This is a genomic window from Marinobacter sp. ST-43 (assembly GCF_030541085.1).
In the GTDB taxonomy this organism is placed as follows: domain Bacteria; phylum Pseudomonadota; class Gammaproteobacteria; order Pseudomonadales; family Oleiphilaceae; genus Marinobacter; species Marinobacter nauticus.
The window spans coordinates 154,684-177,138 of sequence record NZ_JASSVO010000002.1 but is presented as its reverse complement, the minus strand read 5'-3'; the positions used below and the strand labels follow the sequence as shown (position 1 = coordinate 177,138).

Here is a 22,455-nt window from a genome sequence, read left to right as displayed (position 1 = left end):
TGCTATTCGACGTGTAGTTTGCCGAAGGCTTCGCCCAGCTGAACGGTCTTTTCGGCCACCTGATTCGGCTGCCATTTAACCGCACCCTTGGGCATCACCATTACCACGGTGGAGCCCAGGCGGAAGCGGCCCATTTCCTGACCTTTTTCAAACTTAACGGCATCGTCTCCGTGGTACTGCCATTGCATAACTTTGCCGGAATTGGGCGCTACCACGCCGGCCCAGGTGGTTTCCACGCTGCCAACAATCATCGCGCCGACCAATACCATAGCCATGGGGCCCGCCTCGGTGTCGAACAGGCAAGCCACCCGTTCGTTTCGGGCGAACAGGTTCGGCACATTTTCGGCGGTTACCGGATTGACTGAGAACAGCTTCCCGGGTACGTAGACCATTTCTTTCAGGGTGCCAGCCATGGGCATGTGAATACGGTGGTAATCCTTGGGCGACAGGTAAATAGTGGCGAACTCGCCTTCCCGGAAGGGCTCGGCCCGTTCGTCATCGCCGCCGAGCAGTTCGGTGAGACTGAATGACTGTCCCTTGGCCTGGAATACACGGTCTGTGCTGATCTGGCCAATCTGGCTGATGGCGCCGTCCACCGGGCTGGTGAGGGTTTCCGGTGCGGGGTCTATGGTGCGAGCGCCCGGCTTGAGTGCACGGGTAAAAAACGCGTTGAACGTGGGGTAGGCGGTAAAGTCTGGCTCAGCGGCCTCGCTCATGTTCACGCCATAGCGGCCGATAAACCATTTGATCACACGGTTTTTCAGGGCTGGAGTGCTCTCGCTGTCGGCCAGACGGCCTGCCAGGCGGGAAACCGCCAGCTGGGGTGTGACGTATTGGCTAAGAACAAACAGTTTATCAAGCATTCCGGGAGACTCTTGCGATCATAAAGCGCGGTAGTCTACCAAACCCGGCGCAGTGTATAGAAATTGTTTCACAGCTTCGCTGTTACGGTTGATGCTTGCTATTATCAGATCACATTTTGGGTGTTCCCGGCTGAGCCAGCTTCGGGTAGTAACCGGCCCCGGCCGTTAACCAGACAAAAGGCGTGCATAGTCACCATGTTATTGATCATTGGAGCTGTGGTCGTTGTTGCGTGCGTTCTTGGTGGGTACGTTCTGCACGGAGGCAATCTGGCGGTTTTGTGGCAGCCGACAGAAATCCTGATTATCGGCGGAGCGGCCGTTGGTTCATTTATCATCGCCAACCCGTTACACACGGTAAAAGAGGTGTTTCAGGCGTGTATCCGGTTGCTGACCGGGTCTCCTTTCAATAAATCCTATTATATGGATTTGCTCAGTCTGCTCTATGAGGTGTTTGACAAGTCCCGCAAGCAGGGCGTCATGGCCATTGAGGAGGACATCGATAACCCGGAGTCGAGTCAGATCTTCAGTCGTTATCCGGCGATTATGAAATCCCGGCACCTGCTGGATTTCATCACTGATTACCTGCGCATCATCAGCTCCGGCAATATGGCCCCGCATGAGCTGGAAGGCATGATGGAAAACGAAATCGAAAATCGACAGCACGAGCTTGAAGAGCCTGCTCATGCGGTCAACAAGATTGCCGATGCTCTGCCAGGGCTGGGTATTGTCGCCGCCGTGCTCGGGATCGTTATCACCATGGGGTTCCTCACGGAAGGGCCGGAGAAAATCGGCTTGAGCGTTGCGGCGGCACTTGTTGGTACCTTTCTCGGCATCTGGATGGGGTATGGTTTTGTCGGGCCAACCTCGATTGCGCTTGAGCATGCCGCCAAATATGAGCTGAAAGCCTACGAGTGTGTTAAATCGGCCATTGTCGCGACGGTGTCAGGACAGGCTCCCCAAATGGCAATCGAATTTGGGCGCAAGGCACTCCCTACCGAAAAGCGACCGGGATTTCAGGAGCTCAATGACCACGTTCGCTCAAAGTAACAAAAAGCCTGGTTAGCCTCGGAGAGTATCTTGGAAGAACAGCCGATCATCATCAAACGCAAGAAAAAGGTTGTCGGCGGACATCACGGCGGCTCCTGGAAAGTAGCGTTTGCCGATTTTGCGACCGCCATGATGGCGTTTTTTCTGGTGCTCTGGCTGACGGCGACGGCAACTCCAGAGCAGAAGCTGGCGGTGGAGGGCTACTTCAAGGATCCTGTGGGCTTTACTGAGGGTGGTTCACCGAATCCGGTTGATCTTGAGGGCAGTGCTTCGGTCATCGAGGAAGCTACCCAGGATCAGGAAGCCAGTATCATCCAGATTGAAGACGAGGTGGTGGATGAGCTCGCAGACACCCTGGAACAGCGTAGGATGCAGGAGCTGTTTCAGGACTTGCAGGAGCGGATTGAGCAGAACCAGACCCTGCAGGAGTTCAAGGATCAGTTGCTGATTGATATCACCGATGAGGGTCTGAGGATTCAGATTGTAGACCGGTCCGGTCGGCCCATGTTCGACAGCGGTCGTGCGGAGTTGAAGTACTACTCTCAGGACATTCTGTTTGAGTTGGCCAAGACCCTGGGGTCAGTCAACAACAAGCTCAGCATTACAGGTCATACCGACGCCACGCCGTTTAGCGGCCGACCGGGTTACACCAACTGGGAGTTGTCGGCAGATCGCGCCAACACAGCGCGTCGAGCGCTGGTGGCTGGCGGCGTCCGGCTGGAGCAGATCGCCCGGGTGGTGGGATTGAGTGATTCGGTGCTGTTCGACAGGAGTAATCCCACGGCTCCGGTAAACCGTCGCATTTCCATTATTGTTCTGAACAAAAAGACCGCCGACAGTATCGAGACCGGGGCAGGGCGCTCCGATCAGCCGCTGATTGATCTTACTCGCCCGACGGAGGAGCAGGAGCAGCAGGCTCTGGAACAGCTGGAAGGTGGCGACTGGTTCCAACCGAAAGAAGAACCCGCTCCGGGGGAGCTGAACTGGTAGCGTTGGTTCTGTGGGCTTAGGTGAGCTTGAGACCACGAGCCTGCTGATCGCTCATATCCTGAAGGATGCGATGAAAGCTCTTCAGGCGTTCCGCTGAAATCTCACCAGCCTCGGCAGCTGCGTCCAGAGCGCAGCCCGGATCTCCCATGTGCCGGCAATTGCGGAACTTGCAGAGCCCGATCAGCGGCCGGATTTCCCGAAAGCCGTATTCCACTTCCTGGGGCGTCATGTGCCAGAGACCGAACTCCCGGATACCCGGAGAATCGATCAGATCACCCCCGCCGGGCAGGTGGAACAGTTTGGCCGTGGTGGTGGTATGCACGCCCTTGCCGGTGCTCTCGGAGACCGCGCCTACCCGTAGCAGTTCATCCGGTAACAGCGTCTGAATGATGGAAGACTTGCCTACGCCGGACTGGCCCACAAAGACGCTGGTCTGATTCCGCACCAGAGCTTCCACTTCCGGGGCTGGCGTGCCTGCGGTTTCTGCGGCTGAAGTGCGCGCCACCTCATAGCCCAGCGCCTGATATCTGGCCAGCAGGGCTTCGATCTGATCCCGGTTGTCGTCGTTAATCAGATCTGTCTTGTTCAGGAGGATGACCGCCGGAATGTCAGAGCTTTCAGACGCCACCAGATAACGATCGATCAGGTTGTCGTGGGGCTCGGGCTCGGGGGCAATGACCAGAATGATATGGTCGATATTGGCGGCCACCGGTTTTAGCGCGCCAAAGTTGTCCGGGCGCTGCAGCAGGTTTTCCCGTTCACAGCGGGCAACAATCACGCCGGTTTTGCTTTTGCCTGGTCGCCAGACCACCCGGTCTCCGGTCACCAGGCTGTCAATGTTGGCTCTGACGAAACAGCGGAACACCTGCCCGGATTCCGGGCCTTCAAGCGCCTCGATATCCAGTTGCTGGCCGTAGTGTGCAATCACCAGTCCATTCTGCTCAGGACCAAGCTCACCGGCGGCGGCTTGTTCTTCCACCGCTTTTTCCTTGCGTGCAGCTCTCACCGTCCGTTCTTTCTGGATCTTTTCGATGCGCCATTGCTGGCGTTTGTTCAATCGTCGTTTTGCCATCTGCGTTCAATCGGTTAACCGGCGTTTGGGTATCACATCATACGTGAATCGTGGACAATACACAGAACTTCATCCACCCGACAAAACGGCATAGGTAACAGCGAGATGAGTAACGGCGACCGCCTGATCTGGATTGACCTAGAAATGACCGGTCTGGATCCCGAGCAAGAACGCATTATCGAGATGGCCAGCATCATCACCGACTCCCAGCTGAATATCGTGGCAGAGGGGCCGGTGATTGCCATTCACCAACCCGACAGCCTGCTGGAGCAGATGGATGAATGGTGTACCCGCACCCATGGTGCCAGTGGTCTGACCCAACGGGTCAAAGAGAGTACCATCAGCGAGGCAGAGGCCGAGCAGCAAACCCTCGAGTTTTTGGGCAAACATCTGGAGCCAGGACAATCCCCGCTCTGTGGCAACAGTATTGGTCAGGATCGGCGGTTTCTGGTGAAATACATGCCCAAACTGGAAGCCTTCTTCCACTACCGCAATCTCGATGTCTCAACGGTAAAGGAGCTGGCCCGCCGCTGGCGCCCGGACGTGCTGGAAGGAGTCAAGAAACAGGGCAGTCATCTGGCTCTGGACGATATCCGTGACTCCATCAATGAACTGCGTCACTACCGGGATCATTTCTTCAAGCTATAGTCCGTGCTGTTTCAAGGCCCAGGCCACGTGCTCGCGGACCAGTTCCGACGGGTGGTCGGCCCGGGCTTTGAGTGCCTCCACCACCGGAATGGTGCTGGGGGCGTTGCCCAGTCCCACCGCCAGATTCCTGAGCCAGTTTTCATAGCCGGTGCGCCGGATTGCTGACCCTTCCGTGCGCTTCAGAAACTCCTGCTCGGTCCACAGGAACAGCTCCGCCAGGGATGAATTGTCCAGGCCATGCCTGGGCTTGAAGTCTTCCTCGTCGGTAGGTTTGTTGAACTTGTTCCAGGGGCAGACCAACTGACAATCGTCGCAGCCGAATACCCGGTTGCCCATTTGGGAACGCAGCTCTTCCGGAATCGGCCCCTTCAGTTCAATGGTGAGATAGCTGATACAGCGCCGGGCATCCAGTAAGTGAGGGCCTACAAAGGCATTGGTCGGGCAGATGTCCAGGCAGGCAGCGCAAGAGCCGCAGTGTTGGCTGTCGAACGGTGCATCCAGGGGCAGGGGCGCACTGGTGAAGATTTCTCCCAGAAAAAAGAACGAACCGGCTTTGGGGTGAATCAGCATGTTGTTTTTGCCAATCCAACCCAGTCCGGCCCGTTGCGCCAGTCCTCGCTCAAGTACCGGCGCGCTGTCGACAAATGCCCGGTAGTCATAGCCGCTGACAGCCTCGTCAATCCATTTTGCCAGCGTGGCCAGGCGTTTGCGCATCAGTTTGTGGTAGTCGCGCCCCAGGGCGTAGCGAGTAACGTAGGCCCGTTCCCGGTCAGTAAGCACTTGTTTCGGGTTGTCTGGTGCTGGCAGGTAATCCAGTCGGACGGAAATGACGCGGGTGGTCCCGGGTACCAGGGAGTCGGGTGTGTAACGTTTGTCGCCATGGTCGGCCATGTAGGCCATCTGGCCGTGGTAACCTGCTGCCAGCCAGCGCTGAAGACGTTCTGCGTGAGGCCCCGTCTCCGCCCGGGTAATCCCGGCATCGGAAAAGCCCAGCTCCCGTGCCCACCGGCGGATCTGTTCGGGCAGGTCCGCGAGCTCTGTATGGAGCGTTTCTGAAGCTGGGTGTTCTGGGGTAACGGCCATAGTGGACTACTGGCAGGTGCGGCCCTGCGAAGATTTAATTTGATTAAGTTATGACCTTTTTTCCTGTTTTGCTATGCTTTACAGGTATCTGGCCAATTTTCTTAAACCGGTTTCTGTATCTGGGAGTTCCCGGCAAATGCCCTCTGTTTTCGAGCACAGTCTACCAGAAGCGCTCTATTCCGCCGACTCGGTGCGGGCGATGGATCGCTATCTGATTGAGCGGCAGGGGGTGGATGGCTTCGAATTGATGCAAATGGCAGCAAGATCGGCATTTCGTCACCTGGTGGCATTCTGGCCCGGAGCGCAGCCTGTGCTTGTGTTGTGCGGGGCTGGCAATAACGGCGGCGATGGCTACCTGGTGGCCGCCAACGCTAAGCGTCATGGCATTGATGTGGCGTGTGTTGCCGTGGCGCCGACGGAAAAGCTCACGGGCGACGCCCGGTCTGCGTGCCAGAAAGCCCGGGCCGATGGTGTCGAGATTCTTGAAGGCAGTGCCCTGTCCGATGCCGATTTGCAAGCGCGGATGGATAGCGCTGCGGTGGTGGTAGATGCCATGCTCGGTACCGGAGTAACCGGCGCGCCCAGGGAGCCCTTTGCCAATGTTATTGGTCAGTTGAACCAATCCGGAAAGCCTGTATTGGCGGTGGATTTGCCGTCCGGCCTGGATGCCACAACCGGTGCCGCGACAGGGGATGTGGTGCATGCCGATGTGACGGTCACTTTTATCGGCGCCAAGACTGGCCTCTTCACCGGCGCAGGCGCGGGTGTCTGTGGTCAGGTAATGTTTGAAGCGCTGGGGGCGATTAACGCCGGTCAGCAGAGCGGGGAAATGCCCTTGGCCGAGCTTTATCCCTGGGCGCGATGCCAGTCCTGGTTGCCGGAACGCCCCGCTAACGCCCACAAGGGCATGTTCGGTCATGTCCTGGTGGTGGCGGGAGATCACGGTTTCGGCGGGGCGGGTATCATGGCTGCAGAGGCGGCCTCCAGGGCCGGCGCCGGGTTGGTGTCATTGGCCACCCGGCCGGAATACGTTACCGCTGCGCTGGCTCGTTGTCCGTCGTTGATGGTCAGGGGTGTAACCCACGGGTCTGAGTTGCCGGCTTTACTGGAGAAACCCGACGTCGTGGTCTGCGGACCCGGGATCGGCCAGTCCGCCTGGGGACAGCAAATGCTGCAGCAGGTTATTGCCAGTGGCAAGCCCAGAGTGTTGGACGCAGATGCACTCAACATCATGGCCGACCGCGCCCCGGCGCCGGCGGACAACCATGTGCTGACGCCCCACCCGGGAGAAGCGGCCAGGCTGCTGGGCTGCAGTGTTCAGGAAGTCGAGGCGGACAGGATGGGAGCGGCAGCACGCATACAGAAGCTGTGGCATGGCATTGTCCTGCTCAAAGGTGCGGGTACGGTTGTTGCCACCGGCAGCGGAGTGCCCGGCATAATACCGGGCGGTAATCCGGGGATGGCGACAGGGGGCATGGGCGATGTGCTGTCGGGCATCCTGGGGGCATTTCTCGGGCAAATTCCGTCCGCCCGTCAGGCGGTAATGGCTTCAGCGGCTTTACATCTGGCGGCCGCGGATGAGGCGGGGCAGAATAAAGGCTATATGGGGCTGCTCCCGGCTGATGTGATCGAAGCCGTGCCACAGGTGCTGGTAAGGTCGGAGCGGCCTGAATGTTTTAGTGACCGGGGGAATCGATGAGTATTTTTGGTAATGAACGCCGGTTGTTTCTGGAAGATGAGGCCGAGACGGAAAAACTTGGTGGTGAGTTGGCCCGGTTGGCCAGTCATGCCCGGGAAGGCCTCACCGTTTTTCTCGACGGCGAATTGGGGATGGGCAAGACGACCCTGAGCCGAGGTGTTATGAGAGGGCTTGGCCACGAGGGTGCCGTCAAGAGCCCGACCTATACACTGGTTGAACCCTACGAACACCTGGAACCACCGGTGTACCATTTTGATCTGTACCGGCTGGGTGACCCCGAGGAACTGGAATACATGGGAATCCGGGATTATTTTGCCAGCCAGAGCATCCGGATTATTGAGTGGCCGGAGCGTGGTCAGGGAGTCTTGCCTGATCCGGATCTGGAAATCCATCTTGAACGGGAAGGTCAGGGGCGCTCTGTGGTATTGCGCGCCCGTTCGGAGCTTGGGGCTTCCTTGCTTAATGAAATAGAACTGATAGGGCCGGATTCATGAAAATCTTGGTGATTATGGCGCTGTTACTTTCAGCCAGTACAGTTTTGGCCGGTACCCGTGTCGAGGGGGTGCGTTTGTGGCCGGCTCCGGATCATACCCGCCTGGTGCTGGACACTGCCGGTCTGGTTGAGCACAACGTATTCTCTCTGAGTGGACCGTCCCGGCTGGTTATTGATCTGAAGGATGCTGCTCTCGGCACGGATTTCAGCAAGGTCGACCTTTCCGGTAGCCCCATTCAGCGTATTCGCAGCGCGCCAAGGAATGGTAACGATTTGCGGGTGGTGCTGGATCTGAAAAGTGATATCAAGCCTCGCAGCTTTGTGCTGGAGCCGAATCAGCAGTATGGCCATCGTCTGGTGGTCGATTTGATTGACGAACAGGGCAGCCGTCTCGATCGGGCGACGAGCCCGACGGTGACCCAGGATTCTGCCGGTAAGCGTGACATTATCGTGGTTATCGACGCCGGTCATGGCGGCGAAGATCCGGGCGCAATCGGGCCCCGGGGGACCCGGGAAAAGGATGTCGTGCTGAGAATGGCAAAGCGTCTGGCCGATCTGATCAACCAGCAGAAAGGGTTCACGGCCAAGCTTACTCGGACAGGCGATTATTACGTGGGCTTGCGGAACCGCACCTTGCTGGCCCGCAAGTACAACGCGGATCTGTTCGTGTCCGTGCACGCCGATGCCTTCAGAACGCCGCAGCCACGGGGAGCATCCGTCTTCGCGCTGTCTCAGCGCGGTGCCACCAGTGAAACGGCTCGATGGCTCGCCCAGAGCGAGAACCGTTCAGATTTGATCGGTGGTGCCGGCGGTGTCTCTCTGGATGGCCGTGATGACATGCTGGCCGGGGTATTGCTGGATCTCTCCATGACCGCAAGTATCAACGCCAGTCTGGGGGTTGGAGATTCCGTGCTGGGCCGGTTGGGCCGTGTGGCCAAGCTTCACAAACAGGGGGTGGAGCAGGCGGCATTTGTGGTTTTGAAGTCGCCGGACATCCCCTCGATTCTGGTGGAGGCCGGTTTCATCTCGAATCCGACCGAAGAGAAGAATCTTGCGTCCGAGTGGTACCGCAACAAGCTGGCCAACGCCATTTTCGATGGCATCGAGCAGTATTTTCGTCGCACACCACCTCCCGGCACTTTGCTGGCCTGGGAAAAACAGCAAAACCGGGGTGGCACCGACGTCAGCCAGTACCGGATACAGCGAGGCGATACTCTCTCGGGCGTTGCCCGGGAGAATCAGACCACCGTCAGCGAGCTGATGCGCTTTAACGGGATGAACGATGATCGTGTTATGGTAGGGCAAACCATTCGCATCCCCTCATCCTGATCAAGAGGTAGTCCCCGGATATGCCCCACATCCAGTTACTGTCCCCCCGGCTTGCCAACCAGATTGCTGCCGGGGAGGTGGTAGAACGTCCTGCTTCTGTTGTTAAAGAGCTGGTTGAAAATGCCCTGGATGCCGGGGCCTCGCGCGTCGATGTGGAGATCGAGCAGGGTGGGGCAAAACTGATCCGGGTGCGTGACGACGGCTCCGGTATTGAAGAGGTGGACCTGCCTCTGGCCCTGAGCCGGCATGCCACCAGCAAAATCCTGACTCTGGATGATCTTGAGGCCGTGGCCTCTCTGGGATTCCGGGGTGAGGCATTAGCCAGTATCAGCTCCGTGTCACGCCTGACCCTCACCTCCCGTACCGAGTTGCAGGAAGCGGCGGCCCGTGTTGAGGTGGAAGGTCGCGACATGGATGCTCGCATCTCACCGGCGGCCCATCCCGTGGGTACCACCGTTGAAGTGAGGGATCTGTTCTTCAATACTCCTGCCCGGCGCAAATTCCTGCGCACGGAAAAAACCGAATTCAACCACGTTGAAGAGTGTGTTCGCCGTCAGGCTCTGAGTCGATTCGATACCGGTTTTACCCTGCGTCATAACCAGAGAGTGGTGCAAAGCCTGCGCCCTGCTGAGACGGATCTGGACAAGGAGCGTCGGATTGGTTCGCTGTGTGGCCAGCAGTTTATCGACAATGCGGTGGTTATTGATGCCGAGGCCACCGGGTTGCGCCTTTGGGGTTGGGTGGCGCTGCCGACCTTTTCTCGCAGTCAGGCAGATCTGCAGTACTTTTTTGTGAATGGCCGGGTGATCCGGGACAAACTGGTCGCCCATGCAGTTCGCCAGGCCTACCGGGACGTTCTGTACAACAACCGTCACCCTGCATTTGTCCTGTACCTGGAGGTAGATCCGGCTACGGTGGATGTCAACGTTCACCCAACCAAGCATGAGGTTCGGTTCCGCGACGGCCGGCTGGTTCACGATTTTATTTTCCGGACTCTGCATCGAGCCCTGGCGGATGTACGCCCGGACGATCATCTCCGTGGGGCGGCGGCCCAATCCTTTGGTCGTGAGTCTGCGGTTGTGGAACCCGAACGTTCGGCTGGCGGTTTCAGTGCCCCGGGCGCATCGGCACCCTGGCCCACACAGTCGCGCACTGAGGCTTATCCGTCGTCGCCCGGGCAGCCACCCCAGCAGGAGTGGCGGGCCAGTGATCAGATGGCGTTTTACCAGTCGTTGAATGAGGGTGGCGGTGTTTCAACCCCCGTTGCCCGGGCAGAAATGCCAGCGGCGTCAGCTTCGGTTACGCCGCCCAGGGATGATGCGGAAGAGCCGCCACTGGGTTATGCGATTGCCCAGCTTCACGGAATCTACATTCTGGCCCAGAGCCGTGCCGGCCTGATCGTGGTGGATATGCATGCCGCCCATGAGCGTATTACTTATGAGCGCATGAAGCGGGCCCTGGTCGAACAGGATCTGAAGAGCCAGCCTTTGCTGGTGCCCCTGTCACTGGCAGTGAGCCAGAAAGAGGCGGCGCTTGCGGAGAGCCATGGTGAAGAGCTGCAGCACCTTGGTTTGCAGATTGAGCGTATCGGGCCCGAGACGTTGGCAGTGCGGCAGATCCCGGCATTGCTTCGAGGGGCAGACACCGAGCAGCTGGTGCGCGATGTGCTGGCAGATCTGATTGAGCACGGCCAGAGTGATCGTGTTGAAGCGGTCACCCATGAATTGCTCGGCACCATGGCCTGCCATGGGTCGGTGCGGGCAAACCGACAGCTCACGATTCCAGAAATGAATTCGTTGCTTCGCGATATGGAAGCAACGGAACGCAGCGGGCAGTGCAACCATGGCCGGCCCACCTGGACCCTGGTCACCCTGTCTGAACTGGACAAGCTGTTTCTGCGGGGGCGCTAAGCGGTGATTCCCGATAACCGCTCCCAACAGGGTTCATTGCCGCCAACGATCTTTCTGATGGGGCCGACTGCGTCTGGCAAGACCGATCTTGCCATTGAGCTCTGCCGTAAGTTGCCCTGTGAGATCATCAGTGTGGATTCCGCGATGGTTTATCGTGGCATGGACATTGGCACCGCTAAACCTTCGCCTGAAGAGCTCGCCCTGGCACCACATCGATTGATCGATATCTGTGATCCGGCGGAGACCTATTCCGCGGCGGATTTTCGCTGCGATGCGTTGGCGGCCATGAGCGAGATATCTGGCCGTGGCCGGATCCCGTTGCTGGTGGGCGGCACCATGATGTACTTCAAGGCGTTGCTGCATGGCATGTCGAATCTGCCTTCGGCAAATCAGGCGCTTCGGGCAGAGATTGAGCGGGAAGCCGAACGCGATGGTTGGGGCGCCCTTCATGAGGAGTTGGCAGAAAAAGACCCCGAGGCCGCGCGCCTGATTCATCCCAACAATCGCCAGCGACTGATGCGGGCCATTGAGGTGATCCGGCTTACAGATAAGCCGATCTCCTCGTTCTGGCAGTCAGAATCGGGAACTTCCGGGCAACATCCGCAGTCTGGTATTGAGGATTACACGTATTTTACCAGCTGGCAGGCAGACGAAAGCGCTGGCCTGCCGTATACTGTTTTTCAGTTTGCCCTGGCGCCTGCCGAGCGCTCTGTGCTGCATTCGCGGATACAGAAACGGTTTCTGGCAATGCTGGATGCAGGCTTCCTTGATGAAGTCCGTGCCTTGATGGCGCGGGGTGATCTCAGTCCCGATCTTCCCTCGATGCGTTGCGTGGGTTATCGACAGGCCTGGGATTACCTGTCAGGCAACGAGGATTACGACAGCTTTGTTGCCAAAGGCGTTGCCGCCACCCGCCAGTTGGCGAAACGGCAGCTTACCTGGTTGCGAAAATGGCGTGATGTATACTGGTTGGACACCGCCGACCCGCAAGTGGTGCTGGATACCTTGAAAAAATCCGGGCTTCACACCACATTTAACTTTGAATGACGATCTGTATTTACTTATAAACAGGAGAAAACACATGTCAAAAGGGCACTCTTTACAAGACCCTTACCTCAATGCCTTGCGCAAGGAACGCATTCCGGTTTCCATCTTTCTGGTCAATGGTATCAAGCTTCAGGGCCAGATTGAGTCTTTTGACCAGTTCGTGATTCTTCTCAAGAATACTGTGAGCCAGATGGTTTACAAGCATGCTATTTCCACTGTGGTTCCTGCTCGTAACGTTCGGCTACCGCAGCAGAACCCGGCAGGTGAAGGTGAGTCTGAAGACTGATAACACCTGCTTTTCCCGCTTTCACACCCGCGCTCCAGGACAGCCTATGTGCTTGAATGGTCGCGGGTGTTTGTGTTTATGGAGTTGATGAAACTTGTTTGAGCGTCCAGATGTCGGAGAACGGGCGGTGCTCGTTCACATTGATTTTACCGCCCACGACGATACCGAAGATCCGGGAGAGTTCCGGGAACTGGTGACCTCCGCCGGCGTAGAGCCAGTTACTACGGTAACCGGCACCCGGAAGCAGCCCAGCCCTCGTTTTTTTGTGGGAGAAGGCAAGCTTGAGGAAATCCGGGATGCGGTGGCTGCCTCCGAGGCCGATGTGGTGCTGTTCAATCATGCCTTGAGCCCGAGCCAGGAGCGTAACATCGAGCGAGAGCTCAAGTGCCGGGTGCTTGATCGCACGGGCGTGATTCTGGATATCTTTGCGCAGCGGGCTCGTACCCATGAGGGGAAACTGCAGGTAGAGCTTGCGCAGCTGGAGCATATGTCTACCCGGCTGGTACGGGGCTGGACTCACCTTGAGCGCCAGAAGGGTGGTATCGGTTTGCGGGGGCCGGGTGAAACCCAGCTCGAAACCGACCGCCGGCTGTTGCGCGAACGCATCAAATCCATTCACCGGCGTCTGGAAAAGGTTCGCAAGCAACGGGATCAGGGTCGCCGCGCCCGCAAGCGTGCCGACATACCTACGTTGTCTCTGGTGGGTTATACCAACGCCGGCAAGTCCACGCTGTTCAACCGAATTACCACTTCCAGCGTATATGCAGCGGACCAGTTATTCGCGACCCTGGATCCGACTTTGCGCCGGCTGGAACTTCCCGACATCGGGCCGGTCGTAATGGCCGACACAGTGGGCTTCATCCGGCATTTGCCGCACAAGCTGGTGGAGGCCTTCCGGGCGACGCTGGAAGAAACCACACAGGCCACGTTGCTGCTGCATGTGATCGACTGTCACGACAGCCGCCGGGATGAAAACATCGAGCAGGTGGAAAGTGTGCTGGCCGAAATCGGAGCCGATGAGATTCCGATGCTACAGGTGTTCAACAAGATTGATCTGCTTGATGGTTTTGAGCCCCGCATTGATCGCAACGAAGAAGGATTGCCGGTGCGAGCATGGGTGTCGGCCGTAAGCGGTGAAGGCCTGCCGCTGCTGTTTGACGCCATCGTCGAGCGTCTGGCAGAGGATGTGGTGCACCACTTTGTGCGTCTGGGTCCGGCCGATGGCAAGCTCAGAGCGCTGCTGCACGAGGCGGGTTCGGTTCTGAGCGAAGAGCATTGCGATAACGGCGATCAGGTACTGGAAGTCCGGCTGCAGAACCGGGACTGGCTGCAGCTTTTGAGCCGTGCCGGTGTGCGTGAAGACGTGATCCGGTTGGAAAACCGGCCGGTCTGAATGGCCCCTGCTATTGCCGGGGCCTTGATAAATCCCTAGTATTTGCAGCCATTCGATTAAACACGAACGGAGAGAACTATGGCCTGGAATGAACCGGGTGGAAACCGTAACGACAACGATCCCTGGGGAACCGGTGGTGGTCGTCGCGGCAATGATCAGGGGCCACCAGACCTCGATGAAGCGCTGAAGAAAGGGCTCGACAAGCTGAATCGCATGCTTGGCGGCAAAGGCGGCAACTCTGGCGGTGGCAGCAGCTCCGGCGGCAGCGCAGGTGGATTTGGTGCCATTCTGGCCATTGCGGCCATTCTGGTGGTGGGTTATGTCATCTATCAGTCGTTCTATACCGTGGACGAACAGGAGCGGGCGGTGGTGCTGCGCTTCGGTGAGTATAACCGTACCGAAAACCCGGGCCTGCGGTTCAAGGTGCCCTTGATTGATACCGTCAACAAGGTTCGCGTTACCAGCATCCGTACTGCCGAGTCTTCCGGCCAGATGCTGACCCAGGATGAAAACCTGGTGACCGTCGATCTTCAGGTCCAGTATCGCGTGGGTGATGCCCAGGCGTATGTGCTCAATGTCCGTGACTCCAACCAGGCCCTTGCATTTGCCACCGACAGCGCCCTGCGCCATGAAGTCGGTAGCTCGTCCCTGGATGACGTGCTGACCGAAGGTCGTGCGGAACTTGCGGTGCGGGTTGAGCAGCGCCTGCAGAGCTTCCTGAGAGAGTATGGCACCGGCCTTGAAATTGTCCGGGTCAACGTTGAAAGCACTCAGCCGCCGGCTCCGGTGCAGGATGCGTTCCGCGAGGTTCAGCGTGCTCGCGAGGATGAGCAGCGCCTGAAGGAAGAGGCCGAAACCTACCGTAACAAGATTGTTCCCGAGGCCCGAGGTCAGGCACAGCGCATGATCGAGGAAGCCAACGCGTACAAGCAGGAAGTGATCGAGCGGGCGCGCGGTGAAACTGCACGCTTCAATCAGTTGCTGGCCGTGTACGAGCAGGCCCCGGTGGTTACCCGTGAGCGCATGTACATCCAGGCTCTGGAGCAGGTGCTGGGTAACAGCAGCAAAATCTTTGTCGATACCGAGAGCAGCGGCAACATGATGTATCTGCCCCTGGATCGTCTGACACAGGGTTCCCTGTCGTCATCTGGCAGCCGGATGTCCGGTAGCAGTGGCCAGCAGGTGGATATCCAGACCCTGACCGACCAGGTGCTGCAGGAGCTGCGCACCCGCCAGGATACCAATACCCGGAGGAGCAGATAAGTTATGGGACCTAAAGGTGTAGTGGGCCTTGCAGGCGCCCTCATTGTTGTCCTGCTCGTGCTGTCCAGTGTGTACATCATCCCGGAGACCCATCGGGGCGTGAAACTTCGCTTCGGGGAGCTGGTAGAGACCAATATCCAGGCTGGCCTGCATTTCAAGGTGCCGGTCATCGATCAGATCCGGGAATTCGATATCCGGGTGCTGACCATGGATCTGCCATCCCGTCAGTACCTGACGGTTGAGAAGAAGCCGCTGGATGTGGATTCCTATGTGGCCTGGAAAATCCGTGATGTGGACCAGTTCTATCGTTCCACCGGCGGTGACGAATTCCGTGCCCAGACGCTGATCCTGTCCCGCGTGGACAACGGTCTTCGTGATGAGTTCGGTGTACGCACCATGCACGAAGTGGTGTCCGGTCAGCGTGATGAGCTGATGCACACTCTGCGTGATCGTGTGAACGAGACGTCCGTCAAGGAGTTCGGTATCGAGGTGCTTGATATTCGTGTCAAGGCGATCGAGTTGCCGGGTCAGGTGAGCGAGAACGTCTACCGTCGGATGGCGACTGAACGCCAGAAGCTGGCCCAGGAATTCCGTTCCCGCGGTCAGGAGTTGGCCGAGGGTATCCGTGCTGATGCCGATCGTCAGCAAACGGTGATTCTGGCGAACGCCTTTGCCGAAGCCGAGACCACCCGTGGTGAAGGTGATGGTGAAGCCGCCACCATTTACGCCGAGGCTTATGGTGCCAACGAAGAGTTCTACAGCTTCTACCGCAGCCTGCAGGCGTACCAGAACACCTTCTCCAGCAAGGATGACATCATGGTGATTGATTCCGACAGTGACTTCATGAAGTTCCTGAAGAATCCGGCCGGCGCTAACTGAGCCGGCTGACACCAGCTAAACCGGAATCTGCGGGGAAATTTTGCTGAACCCCGGGATTCCGGTTTTTTTGTGTCTGCCAACCGTGTAAAATTCTGGCGGTTTTGTGTCGGGTTTTCCGAGCCCGAGCGCCTAAATCCTGAGTTACCCCCTGGCTCCATGGCCAGCGAGGGAAAAACGGACAACAGAATCTCATGACTGTATCTGATCGCTGGTTACTGCCTGACGGGGTAGAGGACATTCTGCCGCCGCTGGCCGGGCGGATCGAGTCCCTGCGCCGGGATGTTATGGATACCTGCCAGCGCTGGGGCTACCAGCTGGTTATTCCTCCGCTGATTGAATATCTCGAATCCCTCTTTACCGGTACAGGCCACGACCTGGAACTGCAGACGTTCAAACTGACCGATCAGCTGACTGGTCGGATGATGGGCGTTCGCGCCGACATGACGCCCCAGGCTGCCCGCATAGACGCGCATACCCTGGGCCAGGATGGCATTACCCGGTTGTGTTATGCCGGCCATGTGCTGCATACCCGGCCGCGCCATATGCTGACCGGGCGCACACCGATTCAGGCCGGTTGCGAGCTGTTTGGTAGTGGCTCCGAAGCGGCCGATATGGAAGTGATCAGCCTGATGCTGGAAACCTTGCGGGTGGCCGGTTTGCCCAGGCTGCATCTGGACCTGGCTCACGTTTCAATCTATGAAAGCCTGGTCTCCGACGCCGGATTTGATCGTGATACCGAAGCGGCGGTATTTGATGCCATGGCACGCAAGTCCGTACCCGAGCTGGATCGCCTGCTGGGGGATTGTGTGCCGGGCTCTGCTGGTTGCCGGTTGCGCCAGCTGGCCAGGGTCAGCGGTGGGGTGGAATCTCTGGCCGATGCCCGGGAAATCCTCAGTGGCGCTTCTGGCGCCATCGATGCGGCGCTTGATCAGCTTGCCCGCGTCGCGGACATGCTCAACCGGGATTTTCCGGAAGTCAGTCTGGGCTTCGATTTTTGTGAATTGCGCGGATACAACTATCACACCGGTCTGGTGTTTGCGGCCTACGTGCCGGGCCATGGCGATGCCGTGGCGAAAGGTGGCCGATATGATGCTATTGGCAGTGACTTTGGTCGCGCGCGGCCTGCCACCGGGTTCAGCCTGGATATCCGTGCACTGGTGTCGCTGGGCGAACGCCCGTTCCGTAAAGCCGGGGCCATATGGGCGCCAGCGGACAACGACGCCGCGCTGGAAGGCGTGATTTCCGGCCTGAGAATGACTGAAACGGTGATCCGGGCATTGCCGGATGATCGTGAGACGGATCCTTCGGAGCGGGGGTGTGACCGTCAACTGGTGAATCGTGATGGCCAATGGGTGGTAGAAACCATCGCCTGAGCCGTTTTTGTTTAATTTCCGGGGTAAATCTTCAGGGCGTGTGCTTCTGGCCCGTCTGAATTGAGAGAGAATCATGGGTAAAAACGTAGTTGTGCTGGGCACCCAGTGGGGTGATGAAGGCAAGGGCAAGATTGTTGACCTTCTGACAGACAAGGTGGCTGCCGTTGTCCGCTTTCAGGGCGGGCATAATGCCGGTCACACACTGGTGATCGAAGGTAAGAAGACGGCTCTGCACCTGATTCCGTCCGGCATACTGCGGCAGGATGTCCAGTGCCTCATCGGTAACGGTGTGGTGCTGTCGCCGGAAGCCCTGCTGAAAGAAGTGCGGGAGCTGGAGGCTAACGGTGTTGCCGTTCGTGACCGCCTGAAAATCAGCCTGGCTTGCCCGATCATCCTGCGCACCCACGTGCGTATTGATCAGGCCCGCGAACGTGCCCGTGGCAATGACAAGATTGGTACCACCGGCCGGGGAATTGGCCCTGCGTATGAGGATAAGGTTTCCCGCCGGGGTGTTCGGCTGGGTGACCTGTGCAACCCCGCCGATTTCGAGATCAAGCTGCGGGAAATCATGTCGTACCACAACTTCGTTCTCACCGAGTACTTCAAGGAAGAGGCCGAGGATATCGATGCGGCCCTGGAAGAACTCAGACAGATGGGCGAGGAAATCCTGCCCATGGCCGCAGACGTAACCGATATTTTGCACGACTACCGCAAGCGCGGAGAGCACATCCTGTTCGAAGGCGCTCAGGGCTCGTTGCTGGATATCGACCTGGGTACCTATCCGTACGTGACGTCCTCCAATACCACCGCTGGCGGCACCGCTACAGGCTCCGGTTTTGGTCCGCTGTATCTGGACTATGTGCTGGGTATCACCAAGGCCTACACGACCCGGGTAGGTTCCGGCCCGTTCCCGACCGAACTGTTTGACGACATGGGCAAGCACCTCGCCGTCAAGGGCAACGAAGTGGGCACCACCACAGGTCGTTCCCGCCGTTGTGGCTGGTTTGATGCGGTCGCTCTGCGCCATGCTATCCAGATCAACAGTGTGTCCGGTATCTGCCTGACTAAGCTGGACGTTCTGGACGGTCTGGAAACGGTGAAGGTGTGTATTGGCTACAAGACTCCGAACGGCGAAATCACCCGTCCCCCCATCGGCTGCGACAGCTACAGTGATATCGAGCCGGTGTATGAGGAGCTGCCGGGCTGGAGCGAGAGCACGGTTGGCCTGACCAGCGTGGATCAGCTGCCGGAGAATGCCAAGGCCTATATCCGCTTCCTGGAAGAGCAGATCGAGGCGCCGATTGATATTATTTCCACCGGTCCGGATCGTGTGGAAACCATTACTCTGCGGCATCCGTTCGGAGAGTAAGTTCAGAAGCTAATAAAAACCGCCTGTGGTGGATGCCCCAGGCGGTTTTTTTGTGCCGGTTTTCCGGTGCAGGGTGTCAGGGCTTTTCCGCGATCAGTGTCGCCCGCTTGGGGCCCGGGTAGCCCTCAATGGTTTTCGAGGGATTGTCTGGGTCCAGAAAGTCCGCCAGTGAATTGAAACGCATCCAGTCGGTCTGGCGCTGCTCATCGGTGGTGGTCTCACTGACGTCTACCACCCGGGCGTTGCGGAACCCGGTTCTGTCCAGCCACCGGAGCAGGGTCGGGCAGCTCGGCAAGAACCAGACGTTGCGCATCTGGCCGTAACGGTCTTCGGGCATCAGGCTGTAGCCCTCCGGGCCGTCTACAACCAGGGTTTCCAGCACCAGTTCGCCGCCGCGACGCAGCGTGCCCTTGAGTTCCAGCAGGTGATCCAGTGGTGAACGACGGTGATACAGCACGCCCATGGAGAAGGTGGTGTCAAAGCATTCCATGTCGGCCGGGAGGTCTTCCATGCGCACCGGGAGCAGATCGACCGGAGCCTGGCCCAGATACCCTTTGACCGCCAGGAACTGGAACATGAACAACAGCCCCGGGTCGATGCCGATCACCTGCCTGGCCCCCGCTCCAGCCATGCGCCAGCAATGGTAGCCGGAGCCGCAGCCCACATCCAGAATGGTACGCCCGGCCAGATCCGCCAGATGCGGTGCTACCCGGTCCCATTTCCAGTCTGAGCGCCATTCGGTGTCAATGTAGGTGCCGAAGAAATCGAACGGGCCCTTACGCCAGGGCATCAGTCCCCGTAATCCGTTCTCAAGGCGGTTCATGGCGTCTGGATCCAGGCCGCTGGGGCTGGTCAACGTGATTGCAGACTGATTCAGGTCGACCCTGGCATCGGCAACGTCTGGCAAGGACTGCAGTGCGTTGTGCCAGCGTTCCATATCGCCGTGGGGGTTGTCCTCAAACCGTCGAGTGAGTTGTTCTTTCAGGGCTGTGGTCCACCGGGTGTTACCGGTTTCGTTCAGGTAGGAAAGAACGGGATCAAAGTGCTTGTGCCAGTCAAACAGTGCCATGGAGTGTCTTTCGGTGGATAAGTCAGGAATTCTTGATGGCCAGCATCGAGACAAAATTGAAGCACTGGTACCACACCAGTACCTGGTCAAAGCCGGCGCGCTGCAATCGGTCCCGGTGGTTTGCCAGGGTTTCCGGGATCAGCACTTTCTCGATGGCGGCACGCTTCTGGCTGATTTCCAGATCCGAATAGCCGTTGGCCCGCTTGAACTCGTGGTGAAGGCGGGTCTGGATGGCCTGTTCCGCGTCGGATTCAAATCGGATCTTCTCGGACAAAACCAGCACGCCGCCGGGCAGGGTGGCGTCGCCGATACGGGTCAGCAGGGCCAACCGCTGCTCGGGCGGCACGAACTGCAGCGTGAAGTTCAGGGTGGTGACTGAGGCATTGCTCAGTTCGGTGCCCAGGATGTCCTCGCAGCGCAGTGTAACCGGCAGGTCGTGATCATCCAGAGCGACATAATGCTCACATCGCTCAATCATGGCCTCGGAATTGTCCACGCCCACCAGGGTGCAGTCCGGGTAGGGTATGCCGTGGCGCATGGCCAGGGTGGACGCACCGAGCGAGCAGCCAAGGTCGTAACAATGTGAGCCCGGCTGAACGTACTGTTCCGTGATCACCTCAATCATCGGGATGATGGTGGTGTAGCCGGGTACAGAGCGACGAATCATGTCCGGAAACACCCGGGCTACGGACGCGTCAAAGCGGAAATCGTCCGGATTGCGCTCGGTGGCAAATAACCGGTCGGTCAGTTGCTCCGGGGGCGTGCGATTACTCATCGCCCGCTCCGGCCTCGCGCTCATCGGGGCGAGGGGTAGCCAGATCCTTGTCGGTAGGGGACGGCCGTGCGCAGCGAACCCCACGGTTTTTGTAGTCGACCAGAATGCCCCGGAAAGATGGATCGACATCGGCGGCAATGGCCAGGTAGCCATTCTCACAAACGGCGTGCAGCTCCGAGGATTTTCGGGACATACGGAAGGTTTCGCCGGGTTTGACGTGAATGGCGGTAAATTCACCCACCGGAGCGTGGTCCTTGTTGTCGGAGTGATCAATCCGGCCAGACGCTTCCAGCACCAGTACCGTGCCGACGATGGCGGCAACTCCGGTAACAATCAGGCTTTTGGCTGTGAAACGCCGTTCGTTATCGCTCATGGGTACCTCGTGTCAGAAAATCAGAATTGGCCCGGCAGGCTGATAGCCGGTTCCTGTAGTGCGGCCAGCTGTTCCCGTAAGGACAGGATCTGGTCTGACCAGAACCGCGGCTGTGAAAACCAGGGGAAGAATCTCGGGAAGGCCGGATCTTCCCAGCGCCTTGCCAGCCACGCACAGTGGGCGATTTGCCGGTAGCATCGCAGGGGTTCAATCAGGTGGCGTTCGCGACGATTGAAATCCCGGAACATTTCATAGCCTTCCAGCAATTCGCCAAGCTGGGCGCCCCGCTCGCTGGCGTCTCCGTTCAGTAGCAGCCACATGTCCTGTACCGCCGGGCCTGTGCGACAGTCGTCCAGATCTACAAACAGCATGGTTTCGTCCCGGCACAGAATGTTGCCGGCGTGACAATCACCGTGAATGCGCAAGGTGTCTACCGGGCCGGCTTCGGCTATCCGTTCACGGCAGTTGGCGATCAGGTCCGGAATCAGGGAATTCCAGGCCGGTTTGAGATCATCGGGAATCCAGTTACCGTCCACCAGCACCTGGTTGTTCTGTTCCAGCCCCGCCAACAGATCGAACCCAGGTCTGTGCTCAAACGGTTTCAGCGCACCAATGTTGTGAATCTGCCCCAGCCACTGGCCCAGTCTATACAGGGTGTCGGTAACACTGGTATCCGGGGCCTGGCCGCCGCGCTGCGGGAACACCGCGAATCTGAAATCCCCGTACTGGCCGAGGGAATGCCCGCCCGGCAGCACCAAAGGGGCAACCACGGGCACCCCGGCCTCCTGCAGTGACAGGGTAAATTCGTGTTCTTCCAGAATCGCCGCATCCGGCCAGCGGCCTGGACGGTAGAATTTGGCAATTACCGGTGGCTGGTCTTCAATGCCGACCTGATAGACGCGGTTCTCATAGCTGTTCAGGGCAAACAGCCGGCCGTTGACCTCGAATCCCTCCGCCTCAATGGCATCCAGAATGACTTCCGGGGTGAGGGCATCGTAGGGATGCGAGGACGGGGTGATCGCCGGAGGTTCAGTCTGCATAGGGCTCAGAATGTGGTGTCGTATCGGGTTTTCATGGATTGCAAATGGTACCAGTTTTCGTCCAGCTCCCAGCGAATGCGGTTGACCCGCCCCGTGGCCAGGACGAGATCCCCGGCTCTGGCCTGAACCTGGGCAAGCTCCCGTTCTGCTTTCTGCCAGTCGCGATGGGTGTCTGCCAGATGGCGCATGCCGGGGAATACGGCGGTCAGGGCCTTCTGGGTTGATACCGAGTGGGACCGAAGAGAACTGATGACGGCAGTATCTCCCTCAACCCTCAATACGCGGTGCTGGTACGGGTAACCGGCGACGACTCTGTCTTCCTTCAGTTGCGCGTTCAGGTGGGTCACTTCAAAGCCACGCCAGCCAATCCAGCCAACAAAAAGCGCGGCAACCACCATAACGGTAATAAACTGTTTTCTATCAGACATCGCCAGGCTCCATGCGTTCGTTCTGT

The 22,455-nt window shown here is 58.5% G+C and carries 22 protein-coding genes; 14 read left to right on the top strand and 8 right to left on the bottom strand.

The window, feature by feature from the left end:
- Positions 1-2: 2 nt before the first annotated feature.
- Entirely contained in the window at positions 3-863 is an 861-nt protein-coding gene (gene asd / locus QPL98_RS05035) for an archaetidylserine decarboxylase (RefSeq protein WP_303292828.1), read from the bottom strand.
- Positions 864-1,058: 195 nt separating this feature from the next.
- Between asd and motA the strand changes: the two genes are divergently transcribed.
- Both motA and motB read left to right on the top strand, forming a co-directional pair.
- A complete protein-coding gene (gene motA / locus QPL98_RS05030; RefSeq protein ID WP_141067191.1) occupies positions 1,059-1,910 on the top strand; it encodes a flagellar motor stator protein MotA in 852 nt (283 codons plus the stop codon).
- 30 nt (positions 1,911-1,940) lie between these two features.
- On the top strand, positions 1,941-2,900 hold the full coding sequence (gene motB / locus QPL98_RS05025) for a flagellar motor protein MotB (RefSeq protein WP_303292827.1): 960 nt from the start codon (positions 1,941-1,943) through the stop codon (positions 2,898-2,900).
- Positions 2,901-2,916: 16 nt separating this feature from the next.
- On the opposite strand, the gene rsgA is transcribed toward motB, so the two are convergent.
- Positions 2,917-3,972, bottom strand: coding sequence for a small ribosomal subunit biogenesis GTPase RsgA (gene rsgA, locus QPL98_RS05020; protein ID WP_113879997.1), 1,056 nt, complete (start codon positions 3,970-3,972; stop codon positions 2,917-2,919).
- A gap of 105 nt (positions 3,973-4,077) precedes the next feature.
- Between rsgA and orn the strand changes: the two genes are divergently transcribed.
- Entirely contained in the window at positions 4,078-4,620 is a 543-nt protein-coding gene (gene orn / locus QPL98_RS05015) for an oligoribonuclease (protein WP_011786221.1), read from the top strand.
- Here orn and queG read toward each other — a convergent pair.
- Complete coding sequence (gene queG / locus QPL98_RS05010; RefSeq protein ID WP_226595641.1) at positions 4,615-5,703, bottom strand: tRNA epoxyqueuosine(34) reductase QueG; 1,089 nt, start codon at positions 5,701-5,703, stop codon at positions 4,615-4,617. The genes orn and queG overlap by 6 nt on opposite strands.
- Positions 5,704-5,839: 136 nt before the next feature.
- On the opposite strand from queG, the gene QPL98_RS05005 reads away from it, so the two are divergent.
- The 11 genes from QPL98_RS05005 to QPL98_RS04955 all read left to right on the top strand — a co-directional run bounded on the left by QPL98_RS05005 (position 5,840) and on the right by QPL98_RS04955 (position 18,744).
- Entirely contained in the window at positions 5,840-7,402 is a 1,563-nt protein-coding gene (locus QPL98_RS05005) for an NAD(P)H-hydrate dehydratase (protein ID WP_303292826.1), read from the top strand.
- Complete coding sequence (gene tsaE / locus QPL98_RS05000) at positions 7,399-7,896, top strand: tRNA (adenosine(37)-N6)-threonylcarbamoyltransferase complex ATPase subunit type 1 TsaE (protein ID WP_011786218.1); 498 nt, start codon at positions 7,399-7,401, stop codon at positions 7,894-7,896. Before QPL98_RS05005 ends, tsaE begins: the two co-directional genes overlap by 4 nt.
- The gene (locus tag QPL98_RS04995; RefSeq protein ID WP_014422153.1) at positions 7,893-9,224 is read left to right on the top strand and encodes an N-acetylmuramoyl-L-alanine amidase; all 1,332 of its coding nucleotides are present in this window, start codon (positions 7,893-7,895) and stop codon (positions 9,222-9,224) included. The genes tsaE and QPL98_RS04995 overlap by 4 nt, the downstream gene beginning before the upstream one ends.
- Before the next feature lie 20 nt (positions 9,225-9,244).
- On the top strand, positions 9,245-11,134 hold the full coding sequence (gene mutL, locus QPL98_RS04990; RefSeq protein WP_303292825.1) for a DNA mismatch repair endonuclease MutL: 1,890 nt from the start codon (positions 9,245-9,247) through the stop codon (positions 11,132-11,134).
- A gap of 57 nt (positions 11,135-11,191) precedes the next feature.
- On the top strand, positions 11,192-12,181 hold the full coding sequence (miaA, locus tag QPL98_RS04985) for a tRNA (adenosine(37)-N6)-dimethylallyltransferase MiaA (RefSeq protein WP_303292824.1): 990 nt from the start codon (positions 11,192-11,194) through the stop codon (positions 12,179-12,181).
- Between the two features lie 34 nt (positions 12,182-12,215).
- The gene (hfq, locus tag QPL98_RS04980) at positions 12,216-12,467 is read left to right on the top strand and encodes an RNA chaperone Hfq (RefSeq protein ID WP_011786214.1); all 252 of its coding nucleotides are present in this window, start codon (positions 12,216-12,218) and stop codon (positions 12,465-12,467) included.
- Between the two features lie 94 nt (positions 12,468-12,561).
- Positions 12,562-13,860: a ribosome rescue GTPase HflX gene (hflX, locus tag QPL98_RS04975; RefSeq protein WP_303292823.1), complete on the top strand. Its 1,299-nt coding sequence runs from the start codon at positions 12,562-12,564 to the stop codon at positions 13,858-13,860.
- Between the two features lie 78 nt (positions 13,861-13,938).
- Positions 13,939-15,123: an FtsH protease activity modulator HflK gene (gene hflK / locus QPL98_RS04970; protein ID WP_114434173.1), complete on the top strand. Its 1,185-nt coding sequence runs from the start codon at positions 13,939-13,941 to the stop codon at positions 15,121-15,123.
- 3 nt (positions 15,124-15,126) lie between these two features.
- A complete protein-coding gene (gene hflC, locus QPL98_RS04965; protein ID WP_023011131.1) occupies positions 15,127-16,002 on the top strand; it encodes a protease modulator HflC in 876 nt (291 codons plus the stop codon).
- Positions 16,003-16,193: 191 nt separating this feature from the next.
- Positions 16,194-17,375, top strand: coding sequence for an ATP phosphoribosyltransferase regulatory subunit (locus QPL98_RS04960; protein WP_023011130.1), 1,182 nt, complete (start codon positions 16,194-16,196; stop codon positions 17,373-17,375).
- A 73-nt stretch (positions 17,376-17,448) separates the two neighbouring features.
- Positions 17,449-18,744 (top strand): adenylosuccinate synthase, encoded by a 1,296-nt coding sequence (locus QPL98_RS04955; protein WP_011786209.1) that lies wholly within the window; start codon positions 17,449-17,451, stop codon positions 18,742-18,744.
- Between the two features lie 76 nt (positions 18,745-18,820).
- Here the strand turns inward: QPL98_RS04955 and cmoB are convergent, their stop codons facing one another.
- The 5 genes from cmoB to QPL98_RS04930 are packed head-to-tail and all read right to left on the bottom strand — an operon-like array spanning position 18,821 to position 22,429.
- A complete protein-coding gene (cmoB, locus tag QPL98_RS04950; protein WP_303292822.1) occupies positions 18,821-19,813 on the bottom strand; it encodes a tRNA 5-methoxyuridine(34)/uridine 5-oxyacetic acid(34) synthase CmoB in 993 nt (330 codons plus the stop codon).
- A 22-nt stretch (positions 19,814-19,835) separates the two neighbouring features.
- Complete coding sequence (gene cmoA / locus QPL98_RS04945) at positions 19,836-20,588, bottom strand: carboxy-S-adenosyl-L-methionine synthase CmoA (RefSeq protein ID WP_183576489.1); 753 nt, start codon at positions 20,586-20,588, stop codon at positions 19,836-19,838.
- Positions 20,581-20,961 (bottom strand): hypothetical protein, encoded by a 381-nt coding sequence (locus QPL98_RS04940; protein ID WP_011786206.1) that lies wholly within the window; start codon positions 20,959-20,961, stop codon positions 20,581-20,583. The genes cmoA and QPL98_RS04940 overlap by 8 nt, the downstream gene beginning before the upstream one ends.
- A 20-nt stretch (positions 20,962-20,981) precedes the next feature.
- Entirely contained in the window at positions 20,982-22,001 is a 1,020-nt protein-coding gene (locus QPL98_RS04935) for a serine/threonine protein kinase (protein ID WP_303292821.1), read from the bottom strand.
- 5 nt (positions 22,002-22,006) lie between these two features.
- Positions 22,007-22,429, bottom strand: a complete 423-nt coding sequence (locus tag QPL98_RS04930; protein WP_022991410.1) for a hypothetical protein — start codon at positions 22,427-22,429, stop codon at positions 22,007-22,009.
- Between the last annotated feature and the right edge of the window lie 26 nt (positions 22,430-22,455).

Excerpts from the sequence above, each read along its gene's own strand:
- asd (WP_303292828.1), bottom strand. The coding sequence starts at position 863 with ATGCTTGATAAACTGTTTGTTCTTAGCCAATACGTCACACCCCAGCTG.
- motA (WP_141067191.1), top strand. The coding sequence starts at position 1,059 with ATGTTATTGATCATTGGAGCTGTGGTCGTTGTTGCGTGCGTTCTTGGT.
- rsgA (WP_113879997.1), bottom strand. The coding sequence starts at position 3,972 with ATGGCAAAACGACGATTGAACAAACGCCAGCAATGGCGCATCGAAAAG.
- orn (WP_011786221.1), top strand. The coding sequence starts at position 4,078 with ATGAGTAACGGCGACCGCCTGATCTGGATTGACCTAGAAATGACCGGT.
- queG (WP_226595641.1), bottom strand. The coding sequence starts at position 5,703 with ATGGCCGTTACCCCAGAACACCCAGCTTCAGAAACGCTCCATACAGAG.
- QPL98_RS05005 (WP_303292826.1), top strand. The coding sequence starts at position 5,840 with ATGCCCTCTGTTTTCGAGCACAGTCTACCAGAAGCGCTCTATTCCGCC.
- tsaE (WP_011786218.1), top strand. The coding sequence starts at position 7,399 with ATGAGTATTTTTGGTAATGAACGCCGGTTGTTTCTGGAAGATGAGGCC.
- QPL98_RS04995 (WP_014422153.1), top strand. The coding sequence starts at position 7,893 with ATGAAAATCTTGGTGATTATGGCGCTGTTACTTTCAGCCAGTACAGTT.
- mutL (WP_303292825.1), top strand. The coding sequence starts at position 9,245 with ATGCCCCACATCCAGTTACTGTCCCCCCGGCTTGCCAACCAGATTGCT.
- miaA (WP_303292824.1), top strand. The coding sequence starts at position 11,192 with ATGGGGCCGACTGCGTCTGGCAAGACCGATCTTGCCATTGAGCTCTGC.
- hfq (WP_011786214.1), top strand. The coding sequence starts at position 12,216 with ATGTCAAAAGGGCACTCTTTACAAGACCCTTACCTCAATGCCTTGCGC.
- hflK (WP_114434173.1), top strand. The coding sequence starts at position 13,939 with ATGGCCTGGAATGAACCGGGTGGAAACCGTAACGACAACGATCCCTGG.
- hflC (WP_023011131.1), top strand. The coding sequence starts at position 15,127 with ATGGGACCTAAAGGTGTAGTGGGCCTTGCAGGCGCCCTCATTGTTGTC.
- QPL98_RS04960 (WP_023011130.1), top strand. The coding sequence starts at position 16,194 with ATGACTGTATCTGATCGCTGGTTACTGCCTGACGGGGTAGAGGACATT.
- QPL98_RS04955 (WP_011786209.1), top strand. The coding sequence starts at position 17,449 with ATGGGTAAAAACGTAGTTGTGCTGGGCACCCAGTGGGGTGATGAAGGC.
- cmoB (WP_303292822.1), bottom strand. The coding sequence starts at position 19,813 with ATGGCACTGTTTGACTGGCACAAGCACTTTGATCCCGTTCTTTCCTAC.
- cmoA (WP_183576489.1), bottom strand. The coding sequence starts at position 20,588 with ATGAGTAATCGCACGCCCCCGGAGCAACTGACCGACCGGTTATTTGCC.
- QPL98_RS04940 (WP_011786206.1), bottom strand. The coding sequence starts at position 20,961 with ATGAGCGATAACGAACGGCGTTTCACAGCCAAAAGCCTGATTGTTACC.
- QPL98_RS04935 (WP_303292821.1), bottom strand. The coding sequence starts at position 22,001 with ATGCAGACTGAACCTCCGGCGATCACCCCGTCCTCGCATCCCTACGAT.
- QPL98_RS04930 (WP_022991410.1), bottom strand. The coding sequence starts at position 22,429 with ATGTCTGATAGAAAACAGTTTATTACCGTTATGGTGGTTGCCGCGCTT.